Below are 12,359 nucleotides of genomic sequence, written 5' to 3' on the forward strand. Positions count from 1 at the left end.
CCTATCTCTCCCCTTCCGCAAGGATCGCGCCGAGATCCAGGAACAGGCGCCGGTCGCAACAATCCCAGTAGTGGTCGTCATGACTCACAGCCACGACCGTCTTTCCACGTGCCTTGAAGTCCGGAAGCATCTCTTTGTAGAAAACTTCGCGGAAATGGGCGTCCTGGTCAGCGGCCCATTCGTCAAAGACATAGATTTCGCGATCTTCCAGCAGCGCCACGATCATAGCCAGGCGCTTGCGCTGCCCCGTCGAAAGATCGCTTGTCGTGAAGCGACCGTTCTCGAACCCGACCTTGTCGTCCAGCTCCATCCGCTTGATCAGACGGACGACATCCGCCGGCTCTGCGTCTTCGATGCCGTACAGGCGGTCAAACAGGTGAAAGTCCGTGAAGATGCAGGAAAAGATCTCCCGATACTGCTGCCGGTTTTCTTCCTTGATTTCCAAGCCGTCGCACAGGATCTGCCCTGATGAAGGCTTGTAGAGACTGCAGAGCAGATTGAGGGCGGTGGATTTTCCCGCACCGTTGCCCCCTGTCAGGAATACCGTTTCTCCCCGGTCCAGCGTCAGGTTCAGCGGCCCGGCTTCGAAGGTGATGTTTCCGTCGGCATCCAGATACCGGAAGGTCACGTCAACGAGCTGAAGTCTGGAAAAGCTCTTGAAGGGAGACCTTTCGCGCGGCGACGGGCCGGCGGGGGGCGGCGCCCCGTCGTCCAGCCGTTTTTCCAACGCGTAGACATGACCGAGCCCGGCTTCCGCGCGCCCCACGAGACGCAGGACCGACAGGATTGCGGCGGTTGGCCCGAGAGCGAAGACGGACGCAGCGGTGATCTTGTAGATCGTGTCCGTATAGCCGGAGAAGAAGGCCGGCAGGATGAACACAACAACACCGACCAGCAGAAAGATGAATGCATTGCTGAACTGAAGCAGCGTGACCCACTTTCCGCCCAGCCGGATAACGACATCGCGCAGCCGGCCGGTTACATCCGAAAAATGCGCGAACAGGGCATCGTTCTTGTTCGCATTCAGGCGGATTTCCTGAAAGCCGAGCGTGAAATGCATGAGACTGTCCAGCATCTCGGCTTCGCGGTAGTGAACATCGACCAGTGACGCCGTCAGCGCCCTTTGCCGCGACAGGAAGAAACGGACACCGAGATAGGTGAAAATCGAAATCACCAGGAAGGAAATGAGGGACAGCGTCGCGATGTAGAGAAACAGAAACAGGACCAGCAGCGCGCTCTGGGCGGCACCAATAAGCAGCGGCAGGGTCTGCGACAGGTGATCGGTTTCCTGGGCGACGGTCACATAGATATCGCCCTGCCCAAGCCGTTCGAGCGTTCTCAGATCCGCCTTTCTGATTTTGCTGACAATCCGTCTGCGCGTCGCTTCCAGGCGCGACTGCACAAACCGGTTGGCCTGATGCAAGGCGGACCGGTTGGACAGGAGGAATATCAACAGCGTCAGAACATAGACGATGAGGAGCTGAGGCTCGACTTTCATGCCGAGAAGCGACTGTTCGGCAGCCTCGTTGACGAGGCCGACCAGACCGGCATTTCCCACCCCCGTCAGGGTGGCCAGAACAAAAATCAGTCGGCGGCTTGCAGGCGGTCCGTCACGCAGCAGGCGGAGTATATTCATGCCGAACCTGCCATTACGAATTCAGCCCCCCTGATCCGGCGGCACCGGATCGCCTGACATCCTTGCAACGGGGTCCCTTCAGCAGCCAATCAAAGCTTCAAAAACGAGATCTTGATCGGCGCGAGAGCCCTTCCGTTGGGTTGCATGCTATGCGGCGGACATGACCTGCGCAAGCATTGCGAAAATTGCATACACACGTATTTCCAAGAAAACTTCCCGGACAAATCAAGGTCTTCCTGCGTCGCAAAAGATTTTTCTATAGCGGAATTCTACACTGGTTACCCTAAAGTCAGTTTTCCTGCGAATTTTGGTGCAAGCATGCAAAATACCAGGGTGGGGGGACTGTCCCTGTGCCCTCCTATTGGCTAACGTGACTCGCTGTCGGACCGACGAAGGACACACAAAAACAGTCACCGGTTCGACTTCCGCGGCCCCATTCAGAGCGTTCGGATACCATGCAGAAAATCCGCGATTTCATAGAAGAGCAATTTCTGATCGAGTTCGATGAGAGCTTCCCGGAGACCTCCGACCTCTTCAAGGAAGGCGTGATGGACTCCTTCGGCTATATCCAGCTTGTCCGCTTCCTGGAGCAGGAGTTCGGCATCAAGTTCAGCGAACGAGAAATGACCGGCGGCGTGATGGTCAGCCTGACCCAGATCGAGCAAACGGTCGCGCAAAAAGTCGCTGAACGGGTAGACAGCTGATCCAGGGCGGGCAGTAACTTCATGTGCGGAATCGCTGGCATACTGAACCCGGTCCTTTGTGCAGAAACGCTGGGGGACGACATCCAGAGGATGCTCGCCCATATCGGGCATCGTGGCCCCGACGGAGCCGGTTATGTGGTCGACAACGGCTTTGCCATGGGCACTGTCCGCCTGGCGATCCTGGACCCGGCATCCGGCGTTCAGCCGTTCGGTGACCCGACCGGCCGCTACTGGCTCTGTTACAATGGCGAGATCTACAACTACCGGGAATTGAGAACGGAACTAGAAGCCAGGGGCTGCCGGTTCAGGACAGAGTGCGATACCGAAGTCGTTCTCAATGCCTGGATCACCTGGGGGCCGGATTGCCTGCGCAGGTTCAACGGCGGCTTTGCCTTTGCTGTCTACGATGCCAGGAACCGAGAGGTCTTTCTGGCGCGTGATCGCTTCGGAAAGCGCCCCATGTTCTACGCTCAGCGGGGAGAAACGCTGCTGTTCGGGTCGGAGATGAAAGCGTTTCTGGCCGTCCCTGATTTCTCCTTCGAACAGGATCCGGCACAAATCGCCGCGATCCTGGGCCAGTGGACACCGCTGCCCGACCAGTCGGGCTTCCGCGACATAAAAAACCTTCCGATGGGGCAGTGGCTTTCGTTCCACAATGGTGAGCTGACGACACACACCTACGCAGATCTCAGGTTCGACGAAGGACCGGATGTCAGGTCGGAAGAAGAGGCTCTGGAACTGATCCGGAAACGCCTGACCCGGAGTGTCGAACTGCGGTTGCGCAGCGATGTCGAAGTAGGCGTCTACCTGAGTGGCGGCGTTGATTCCGCCATCGTCGCTACGCTTGCGAAGGACTTCGCAACGAGGCCCGTGTCAACCTTTTCGGTAGAGTTCGAAGACGCGGAATTCGATGAGTCGGAAGACCAGCAACTGGTTTCCAGTCATCTCGGCACCCATCACCATGCGCAACGCATCACCTATGCCGACATCGCGGACAACACACCGGATGCGGTCTTCCATGCCGAGATCCCGGCCTTCAGAAGTGCCTTCGTACCCATGTACATTCTTTCGAGGCGAACGCAGGAAGAAGGGATCAAGGTCATTCTCAGCGGCGAAGGCGCGGACGAGGCCTTCCTCGGCTATGATCTCTTCAAGGAAACGCTTCTGCGCGGCAGCTGGGATGACCATACCGACGATGCCCGCCGGGAGCGGCTGAAACTGTTCTATCCCCATCTCACGCATTACGGTCCGGAACACATCGCCGCCATGACCGGTCTTTACCAGCAGTTCTCGCAGGAGAAGATGCCCGGGCTTTTTTCGCATGAGCTGAGATTCCAGAACGGCCTTTTTTCCGCGCGCCTCCTGAAGGACGCAGGCGACCCGTTTGCGGAAATTTCAGCCCTCGTCGCGGCACAGGCTGGCTACTCGGATCTGTCGCCGGTTCAAAAGGCCCAGTGGCTGGAATACAAGACGCTTCTCTCCGGCTATCTCCTGTCGACACAAGGGGAGCGGATGAGCCTCGCCCACGGTGTCGAGAACCGGTGTCCGTTCCTGGATCCCGATGTTTTTGCCCTGGCCACGTCCATCAACCTGAAATTTGACGATGGCTTTTCGGAAAAGCGCCTGTTGCGCGAAGCCTTCCGTGACCGACTACCGGACAAGATTATCGACAAGCGCAAGTTCCCCTATCGCGCGCCTGATGCGGCCGCATTTGCCGCAAGGCGCCCGGACTATCTCGACCTCGTCCTGAGCGAGACCGAGCTTTCGGGGCTGCCGTTCCTGGACGCGAAGTTTGCACAGAGGCTTGCGAACAAGGTCCTGACCAAGCCCGCCGGGGAAATCAGCACGAAGGAAAACCAGACCTTTCTGTATCTCCTGTCAGTCTGCCTGCTCAATCGCACTTTTGTCCGGCGCGAAGAACTGCCTTCCGCAAACCTCCCCCCCCTTCAGAAGGTTGTCGATTTGAGTCAGACGTCTGAAGCTCACGTCTCCCACGGAAATTTGAGCTTGGTGACGTAACGGCGAATTCCGGCAAGAACAGCAGGATCGGAAAACATGCTCCTGTTGGCTTCGAGCGCGCGTTGCCTGTCCTGAACCGGATCTCCGCTGCAGTCGGCAAGATAGGATTTGTACCGGGCAAGAGCAGGCCGCGTCACATGCCGAAGACGTGCCAGGTGCTGGCGCAGGGCCACCTCCCCGTCTTCCGCCAGAACATCCACCAGCCCCGACGATAGGGCTTCCTCAGCGGAAACGGGTTTGGTCATCAGCGTCATGTAATGGGCGCCCCGGCGCCCCATGCGTCTGATCAGAAATGGCAGGACACAGGCCGGGTAGATGCCGAAGAGCAATTCGGAAAGGCCGAACCGCGCGGTCTTCTCCGCAATCACGATGTCGGATGCTGCGACGAAGCCAACTCCGCCGGCGTTGGCCCGCCCCTTGACCAGACACACCGTCACGAAGGGCCCCTCGGCCAGCTTCAGCCAGATATCGTAGAGAGGGGCAGGATCACCGGCCGTTCCGTTTTCGGAAATTGCCTCGAAATCCCCGCCAGCGCAAAAGATGTCCTCGCCGCCTTCGATCACGATCACCGTCACAGGCCTGCCGTCCGGGCCCGTGTCGGCAGAGCAAAGCTCCAAAAGGTGCGAGATATCCTCGATCATCCGGCCATTGATCGCATTGCCGACCTCAGGACGATTGAAAGCAACCCGGCAGACCCCTTCGTGAAAGGTCACCTTGAGAGTGTCATACGTCATGAGGTGTGACCTCCGCTATCGGGAGCTTCAAGCACCAGCGCCGCATCCATGCCACCAAACCCGAAGGAGAGTTTCAACGCGCGCCGGATGTCATGGACAGCGGGTTCCGAACGGACCCAGTTGAACCGGCTATCCAGAGGCTTTTCAAGATTGCGCGTCGGATGCAGCAGGCCTTCCTTCATCTGGATGAACACCGCTGCGGTCTCGATGGCTCCGGCAGCACTCAATCCATGCCCCAGAATGGATTTGGTCGCATTGATCCGGGCTCCCTCCAGCCCAAGGGTCCGGTAGGTTTCGCACTCGGCATCATCGCCTGCAGGCGTGCCGGTAGCGTGACCATTGACATAATCGATATCGGACGCACTCAGGCCGGCTTCAACCAGCGCCGTCATGGCTGCACGAACCTGCCCTGCCGAATTGGGTTCTGGCCCTCGTGCCCCATCGACAGCAAGTCCGACCCCGGCAATCCTGCCATAGGTCTTGCCCGCCGCTGCCAGATCCTGACGGCAGAGCACCAGGGCCGCACAGGCTTCGCCATAAATGAAGCCGTCCCGCGCGGCATCCATGGGCCGGCAGGCCTGCCCGGGCTGTTCAGAAAAGCGCAGGGATCCCATCGCCCCCAGCGAACGCATGGCATGGAGATCGTAAGCTGACAGGTCCTGCAGGCCTCCAAGGGCGATGCAGACATCGACACGGCCCGACCGGATTGCCTCTCGGGCCTGAATGAGTGCCACGGCGCCGCTTGCAGACGCAGCACCAAGCGAATAGGCAAACCCGCGGATCTTGAAAGTGGACGCACATAAGCCGCAGATGTCCGTATCAAGGAACATGTGTGCATGGCGCGGCGGCACATAGGCAAGCCTCGCCGAATAGTCCCGCGCCGCCAAAGCCTGTTCACGGGACATCAGGTTGCTGCCGCCGACGACAAGCCCGATCCGCTCCGGATCGATATCGTCCAGCCCCCCATCCTGCCAGGCCTCCTGCAGGACGGACAGCGCAACACGGCCGCTGAAGGACGCTGTCCTGGCGAGGCGCGGTGCCAAGACTTCGCTAGGCTCCGGCATCTCCACACCGATGAAAGGCGGTTCACCTTCCGCTGGCCCGCGCCCTTCGCGCGTCAGACAGGAAAAGATGTCGGGCGCTTCGTACAGTCCTTTCCGAAATGCCGTCTTGCCGTGGCCAAGGCCACAGGCAACGCCAATTCCGGTCACTGCGACGGTCACAGGGTCATCCAGCGCTCTTGTTGAACAGCAACTCGGCAAGTTCTCCGATGTTCTTGGGACCATGCAACTGGACCATCGGGATCTTCAGGCCGAGTTTTTCCATGGTCGACAGGATAACCTCGCTACGTTCAATGGAATCGACACCGAGTTCCGCCATCGAATCCTCGGGACTGATGGGCTGATCCGCCAGTTCAGGCACGGTTTCACGTATCTCCGCGATGACCATGTCCGCGATTTGCTTGCTGTCCAAAAGCCCCCCCTGACGTTTCGTCAGATCCAGATATAGTTTCGGTGGTAGTCTGTTACGGTATCGAGAACAAGGCGGTCTTTCTTTCCCGTGGTCGGCCAAGCGCCTGGAATGATGTCGTGGTCAAGTTTCGTATCCTTGGTGCCGAAACGAATGACGGCCCCACCGGAAAGCAGCTCTTCATATTCGGCGATGGAAAGCCGGTATCGCTGATCAAGAGACTTTGAAATCTCCATGGACTGCAGTTTCTGCTTGCTCTGCGCAGTCGCCACGCCACTGAAGAACTCCGAACAGCAACCCGACCCGTAGGAAAACAGGCCGATGCGGATCGGTTCGGTTAGATCCACAGTATCGATGGTTCCAGCCAGGGCGACAAACACCGACCCGCCAGCCGTGTTGCCCACCCTTTTTCCATAGGCAAGGCTTGGTCCCAGCCGCTTGTCAAAATCGGCCGCGATTTCCTGGGGTTTGGCCTTGTAGAGTTTTCTCATCAGGTGACGATGCGCGCCCTTCACCATGCCGCCGAAGGGCGTATGGAAGCAAAGCTGTGAAAAGGTCTGACGGAAATCGGCCCCCTCGACCCGGCGGGAATAATCCTCGAAGGCGCCGGCGCAGCAATCCAGGTAGGCCATCAGGGAAAGATCGGCATCTCCAGCTTCCGTGTCCGGCCCCGGGCGGCAGGTATCCATCACCTCGAAGGCATGATTGCCGTAGGCACCGGGATCGATCTGGAATATGTGCGGGCTGTCGGACACCAGCATGGCCACGGCGCCGGCGCCTGAACTTGGCTCTGAATAGGCCCACTCCTGAACAGCGTTGGCATCGGCGAGGGCAAACCGGGAAATGTCGGTGGTCACCACCAGCGCTTTCCCGCCGGGGGACGTCTGGGCCAGAACGAAGTTGACCGCCATCTGCAGACCGGCACCACCCGAATAGCAGGCCTGCTTGATCTCGAAGAGACGGCAGTTCGGCTTCAGGTTCAGATGCTTGTGGACATAGGTGCTGAGCGATTTGCCGAAATCGATCCCGGATTCGGTGCAAGTGATCACCATTTCGATCCGGTTCCGCTCGTCCTCGCTCAAGCTGTCAACGATCGGCCGGGCGGCATTGACCGCGAAGGTGACCGGGTCCTCGTACGGCAGGGCGACGGTCTTTTCCTCCATCAGGAGGTTTTCGAAACGCGGCATGTCGAGGCCGCGATGGGTGCAGAGTTCCCGCACATCAAGCGCAGCCATGCCGACGAAGACATTCATCGCTTCGATACCCACGGGGCGGCTCATGCAGCTGTCCTTACGTGCAAAGGCAGGGCCCCGAGACCACGGGCATTCATCCGGTCGAGCCGCCATTCCGGCGGCCCCGCCAGTTCAATGTGACGGTATTTCCCAAGAACCGAGGAGAACGCGATCTGGGCCTCAAGGCGCGCCAGTGGTGCACCTATGCAGAAATGCGCCCCGCCACCAAAGGTGAACTGTGCATTGGCCTGCCGTGCGATATCGAATTCGTCGGCGCGTTCGAAACGCGCGGGGTCCCGGTTGATGGCGCCAATCAGGCCGATCACGGGCGCTCCCTTGGGAATCCGCGTGCCTTCGACATCGAAATCCTCCAGGGCAACGCGCAAAATCATGTTGCCGCCCGGTTCCATGCGCAGGAATTCCTCGACCGCGGTCCGGGTCAGCCCGGGGTCTTGTCGCAGGCGCTCCAGTTCCCCGGGATGGCGAAGCAGGAGCAACATGCCGTTCCCGATCAGCGTCACGGTGGTTTCATGTCCGGCTACCAGCATCGACACCAGGTTCGTCAGGGTCTCGTCTTCATCCAGCGTTCCATCGAGACGTGCCTGGATCGCCAGCCTCATCAGATTGTCTTCCTGCTCGTCCTGACGCTGCCTGATCTGCTCTCGCAGGAAATCCTTGAAATCGCGAAGGGCGTCCATGGCCTCGCGCTTCTGCTCCGGCGTCATCAGGATATCGCCGATGCGAATAAGCGATGCGCTCCATTGGCTGATCGTGACATCAAGGCTATCAGGAATGTCGAACAGTTCACACAGCACCCGCAGCGGCAGAGGCGCCGCGAAGGCTTCGATGAAATCGACTTGGCCATCATCGGGCATCGCAGCCAGCAACCGGCTGGCCTGTTGTTCGATCATGGGCACGAGGCGCGACATGGCCTGAGCCCGAAAGGCCGGCTCGTAGACCTTGCGCATCCGCCTGTGCTCGTCGCCGTCACAGTTGATCATTTGCGGCTGGAATTCGCTGAAAAGGCGAAACCCCACCGGATCATGCTGACGGTAGTCGTCGGATGTCCAGCCTCCAAGCCAGTTGCGCGTGTCCCGGCCCATCGCGGTGGATTTGGAAAGCCGGCCGAAGGCCTTGTGCCCCAGTACGAAATAGATGCCGCTGCGCTCGTCGAACTGAACCGGTCCCCGGGCCTGCAGGCGGCGTAGTGTCGGATAGGGATTTTCCAGGAAATCCCTGTCGGACAGGATCGACCACCAATCGATATCATGACCATCTTCGGAAGCACCCGCCGTCTTTGGCAAATTCCCTTCGACTGGATGGTATTCGGTCATGAGAGCTCGCCTGCGGGAGGTATCTGGGCTGGACTTTTACATCCTTTCCGTGAAGTGTTTCCCAAGCGCCCGTCGGCGTCAAGGAAGTAGGTGACAATCCCCAACGCCATGAAAATAAAAGCCATCAGCGACCTTCATCTGGCAAGCCCTGCCAATCGCGACGCGCTTCTTGATCTGCCTGCCTTCGGCAGCGACTGGCTGATCGTCGCCGGAGACATTGCAGAAAAATTCGAGCATATGCGCCTGGCGTTCGACGTGCTGACGCGGAAATTCGAAAAGGTCTTCTGGGTTCCGGGCAATCACGATCTCTGGGCCATTCCTGAGGAAAGGGGCCGCCCGGCGCTCGCCGGGGAAAACCGGTATCGTGCGCTCGTCGACCTGGCCCGTTCCTTCAACGTGGTGACCCCCGAAGATCCGTATGAAGTCTGGAAGGGGCAAGGCGGCGAGCATGTCGTCGTGCCTTTGTTCCTCCTCTATGACTACAGCTTCCGCCCGGATCACATCGACCGCGAGACCGTCGTTGCCTGGGCCCGGGAAGAAGGCGCCGTGTGTGCAGATGAGATGTTCCTCGATCCCTCTCCCTGGAAAAGCAGGGACGCGTGGTGCGACAGGCGTATCGAGGAAACCGAACAACGCCTTGCTGGCATTCCTGAGGGCATGCCGACAATCCTGATCAACCACTTCCCCCTGCGCAGCGACCTTATTCACATTCCTCGTGCACCGCGCTTCACGCCCTGGTGCGGTACGCGCAGAACCGAAGACTGGCACACCCGCTTCAATGCAAGCGTCGTCGTGTCCGGTCATCTCCACACACGCCGCACCGACTGGCGTGGCACCACCCGCTTCGAGGAAGTATCCCTTGGGTATCCGAAACAGTGGGATCAAAGCATTGGTATCGAGCCGTACCTGAGGGACATTCTGCCCGCCTAGTGGATCTCCGCGGCGGACATCGCTTCAGTTGTGTGTGCCGGCAAGATCAAGGAGATAGGTGAGCGGTGCGGGCTGTGAATCGACGATCAGGCTGGATTTGTCGGGATGACGCACGGCCAAAGCCATCAGATGTTCCGGTCCGGGCCGGTAGCGCTCGAAATGCCAGTTGGCGGCCGTATCGGCCAAACCGTCCCGGAAACTGATCTCGTCCGTTTCCAGATCGAAGGCAAAGGCGTCGAGAGGTTGCGACAAGCCTTTGCCGATGGCTTTCACATAGGCTTCCTTGAGGGTCCAGAAGCTGAGGAACGTATCGAGTTTTTCCGGTCCGGTCGCGTCCTTGACCTTCAAACGCTCGCTTTCGGCGAACATCCGCTTGGCAAGATCATCCGCCGGCGCATCGCGCTGCAGCCACTCCACGTCAACACCGATATCATGCTCCCGCGCCAGCGCGACGGCAGCCAACCCGCGGGTGTGGGAAATATTCACCCGGTACCGAGGCTGTCCCGTCGGGCAGATGAGCTCGGGTTTGCCATGGTCTTCAACGCTGAAGCGCCAGTTTCGGGGCGGCTCTCCGAGACAGTAGCTCAACAGACCGCGGCAGGCGGCATGCGCGGCGATGTAAACTTGCCTGTCGCGCTCGAAATGGAACCTGTCCGATCGCTCCTGCTCTTCATCGATCAGGATGCTGTCGAGCTTTTCCCAGTCTGCATCGCGGATCTCGTCCAAGAGAAGCCACCACACCGCCACGCGATCTGCTGACAAGAGCTGCTTGCCGGTCGCAGCGGGTCCGTGCGACAAGAAACTGCCAGTGTCCGGATTGCCACTCAGGGTCTTTTGCATGCGTTCAAATTCCTCCGCCCTGCCCACGGCCTTCTGCTTTGCAGGACAAGGATCTCAGTACTATCATATGGCGGTGGATCTTTTTAACACCGCACCGGTGTTCAGACAGTGGATGGAGATCGGTGACCGGATCGTAAAGACGACTCAAGGCTTTTCACCCCTTGAAATCATCTATTCCACCGAACACAGCCTGAGCGACCCGTTCGACCATCTCGAGCATTCCCACCCGGCGCTTTTCATGACCCAGTTTGCCGCGGCGAAGCTGCTGCAGAGCAAGGGCATTCGGCCCGATCTTCTGCTCGGGGTCAGCCTGGGCGAGTTCGTTGCCATGAGCCTCGCCGGCATGTTGCCCTTTGAAAAGGCCCTCAAGGTCCTGGCCCACCAGCCTTCGGTCTTTCGCGGGACAACGTCACCCGGCGCACTGATCGCAATCCTGGCACCGGAACAGATTCATGAACAATCGCAAGTTCTGCGCGAGACGACAGAGATAGCCGGCATGAATGCCGAGCGCCACTGTGTGCTTGCAGTACCGGAAATCGAAACAGACCGGGTGATCGCGGAATTGCGACGCCTAGATATCCCTTTCCAGCGACTGCCGGTTCCCTTTGCCTTTCATTCCCGCTGGATCGAGACCGCCCGGGATGACTATCTGAATGCAGTGAAGGACGTCTCATTTGAAACACCATTCTGGCCGGTCTGGTCTGCCTGTCTCGGGGCGCAGACGGAAGCCGCCGACGGCTCCTTCCTGTGGCGGATCGTCCGCGAGCCGATGCGGCTGCGCGCGACCATCGCCGCAATCGAGGCAAGAGGAGGCACGAACTACATCGACCTCAGCCCGACCGGCACTTTCACGGCGATCTTGCGGCAAGAGCTGGCCGGCGGATCATCGTCTTCGGTCAGCGCACTGATGTCGCCCTTCGGCGGAGACCTGACACGGCTCGATGCCCTTGTCCGTTCCGGCCCCGGCGAGACCGCTCTCGTCTCAAGAAACTGAACCGACACCACAACAGGTGCGAGGCCCGTATCAACGTTGGGTCCAGCAATCAGAACATGTTACCGGCTGTGCCTGCACTTGAGGGGCAGCACATTTAGGGGCTCCTCCCCTATGAGTTCGCAACCCAGTCCAATACGGACCTCGCCATGAACAGAACAAACTCATAAACGAGGATGATCGGTTACGTCAGCCTAGGTATTTTTGGGCCTGCTTTTATCGGGGACCAAAAGCCCTAGCCGGATATTTCTGTTCGGCTTTTTCTATTTAGTTTCTGGTAGAGGATTTTTCGATCGCGTTTCTCGGCTACGTCTTCGAGGTTCGCTCTTGCCGTGAAGCTTCTAAAGCTTGGTTTAGCCAATTTTTCGCGAGTTTACGTTCGACATGCGCCGTGAGCTCCGACCGACAAGGATTCGCTGTGAGTTTTTCTGCTTGGTTTGTTCGGACTGGAGTCCAGCTATCGGTTTCC

Annotated in this window: 11 protein-coding genes; 4 read left to right on the forward strand and 7 right to left on the reverse strand. The window is 59.0% G+C overall.

Annotated features, from left to right (window positions below; genetic code table 11):
* Position 1: 1 nt before the first annotated feature.
* Complete coding sequence (locus AC2A6O_RS27455) at positions 2-1,636, reverse strand: cyclic peptide export ABC transporter (protein ID WP_498931925.1); 1,635 nt, start codon at positions 1,634-1,636, stop codon at positions 2-4.
* A gap of 455 nt (positions 1,637-2,091) precedes the next feature.
* On the opposite strand from AC2A6O_RS27455, the gene AC2A6O_RS27460 reads away from it, so the two are divergent.
* Positions 2,092-2,340, forward strand: a complete 249-nt coding sequence (locus AC2A6O_RS27460; protein ID WP_148583117.1) for an acyl carrier protein — start codon at positions 2,092-2,094, stop codon at positions 2,338-2,340.
* Positions 2,341-2,361: 21 nt separating this feature from the next.
* Positions 2,362-4,359, forward strand: coding sequence for an asparagine synthase (glutamine-hydrolyzing) (gene asnB, locus AC2A6O_RS27465; protein ID WP_498931927.1), 1,998 nt, complete (start codon positions 2,362-2,364; stop codon positions 4,357-4,359).
* Here asnB and AC2A6O_RS27470 read toward each other — a convergent pair.
* The 5 genes from AC2A6O_RS27470 to AC2A6O_RS27490 are packed head-to-tail and all read right to left on the reverse strand — an operon-like array spanning position 4,323 to position 9,129.
* Positions 4,323-5,093, reverse strand: coding sequence for an enoyl-CoA hydratase/isomerase (locus tag AC2A6O_RS27470; RefSeq protein WP_498931929.1), 771 nt, complete (start codon positions 5,091-5,093; stop codon positions 4,323-4,325). The genes asnB and AC2A6O_RS27470 overlap by 37 nt on opposite strands.
* Positions 5,090-6,316 carry a beta-ketoacyl synthase N-terminal-like domain-containing protein gene (locus AC2A6O_RS27475; RefSeq protein WP_498931931.1) on the reverse strand — a complete coding sequence of 409 codons (1,227 nt, stop codon included), beginning with the start codon at positions 6,314-6,316 and terminating at the stop codon, positions 5,090-5,092. Before AC2A6O_RS27475 ends, AC2A6O_RS27470 begins: the two co-directional genes overlap by 4 nt.
* A 4-nt stretch (positions 6,317-6,320) precedes the next feature.
* Positions 6,321-6,566, reverse strand: coding sequence for an acyl carrier protein (locus AC2A6O_RS27480; RefSeq protein ID WP_148583113.1), 246 nt, complete (start codon positions 6,564-6,566; stop codon positions 6,321-6,323).
* A gap of 20 nt (positions 6,567-6,586) precedes the next feature.
* Complete coding sequence (locus tag AC2A6O_RS27485) at positions 6,587-7,843, reverse strand: hydroxymethylglutaryl-CoA synthase family protein (RefSeq protein WP_498931933.1); 1,257 nt, start codon at positions 7,841-7,843, stop codon at positions 6,587-6,589.
* Complete coding sequence (locus tag AC2A6O_RS27490) at positions 7,840-9,129, reverse strand: cytochrome P450 (protein WP_498931935.1); 1,290 nt, start codon at positions 9,127-9,129, stop codon at positions 7,840-7,842. The genes AC2A6O_RS27485 and AC2A6O_RS27490 overlap by 4 nt, the downstream gene beginning before the upstream one ends.
* 108 nt (positions 9,130-9,237) lie before the next feature.
* Between AC2A6O_RS27490 and AC2A6O_RS27495 the strand changes: the two genes are divergently transcribed.
* Complete coding sequence (locus tag AC2A6O_RS27495; protein WP_498931937.1) at positions 9,238-10,059, forward strand: metallophosphoesterase family protein; 822 nt, start codon at positions 9,238-9,240, stop codon at positions 10,057-10,059.
* Between the two features lie 24 nt (positions 10,060-10,083).
* Here AC2A6O_RS27495 and AC2A6O_RS27500 read toward each other — a convergent pair whose 3' ends face one another.
* Positions 10,084-10,899 (reverse strand): 4'-phosphopantetheinyl transferase family protein, encoded by an 816-nt coding sequence (locus AC2A6O_RS27500; protein WP_498931939.1) that lies wholly within the window; start codon positions 10,897-10,899, stop codon positions 10,084-10,086.
* Between AC2A6O_RS27500 and AC2A6O_RS27505 the strand changes: the two genes are divergently transcribed.
* Positions 10,898-11,893, forward strand: a complete 996-nt coding sequence (locus tag AC2A6O_RS27505) for an acyltransferase domain-containing protein (RefSeq protein WP_498931941.1) — start codon at positions 10,898-10,900, stop codon at positions 11,891-11,893. The genes AC2A6O_RS27500 and AC2A6O_RS27505 overlap by 2 nt on opposite strands.
* Positions 11,894-12,359: the final 466 nt, after the last annotated feature.

The organism is Labrenzia sp. ATLA3, assembly GCF_057180185.1.